This is a genomic window from Sphingobium estronivorans, assembly GCF_008692605.1.
GTDB lineage: Bacteria > Pseudomonadota > Alphaproteobacteria > Sphingomonadales > Sphingomonadaceae > Sphingobium > Sphingobium estronivorans.
In genome coordinates, this window is record NZ_LFCT01000071.1 from 1 (window position 1) to 669 (window position 669).

Here is a 669-nt window from a genome sequence, read left to right on the forward strand (position 1 = left end):
GAGAATGATGCCGCGCATATCATGCGACGAATGCCATAGCGGCGTTCCAGACTTCGAAATAACGCATTTCGGGAACATCGAGGCCGGTTACCGGAAGCTTTGCAGCCGCTGCCATAACGAGGAGGTCGCCCGCCGGAGCGGGCTGACCTTCACCCATATCGCCTTCCTGCCAATGGAATTGCCCGATGCGAACGGGACCGGGCATCGGTTCCATTTTGTGCTGCGGCTCCTTGGCACGATGCTGTCGCTTGAGGCTGTCGAGGTCAAAGGTGGAGGACGGGAAGGTTACGAATTCCAGGTGCATAGCGCTGCGGACGCCGATCCGTTTGATCTCATAACGCGCCTGCTCGAACGGATGCGGCATGATCTGGCCACAACCTACCTGGTCAAAGGCGATCTGGGGCTGGCCATTTCGGGAACGACCGTCCGAGGCCAACTTACCTGCGACCCGGAATCCGCTGATTATATGCCGCTGCTGGTCATCGATGGGCAGGAGGTGAGTTGGGAGCAATTTGGTCGCATGCTCATGACCTTCGAGGGATGGCGCATCCATCTCGAAATCCAGGATCCAAGCGAGGAAGTCTGAGAGCATAGGCGAGAACGCATGCGTCAGCAGCGATGATGCACTGGCGACCGTGGGCAGAAATGGTGTATTATACACCACCCGAC

Annotated in this window: 1 protein-coding gene; it reads left to right on the forward strand. The window is 58.0% G+C overall.

The window, feature by feature from the left end:
- A partial coding sequence (locus F7P65_RS22150; protein WP_162854750.1) for a DUF7686 domain-containing protein occupies positions 1–586 on the forward strand: 586 nt, incomplete at its 5' end.
- Positions 587–669: the final 83 nt, after the last annotated feature.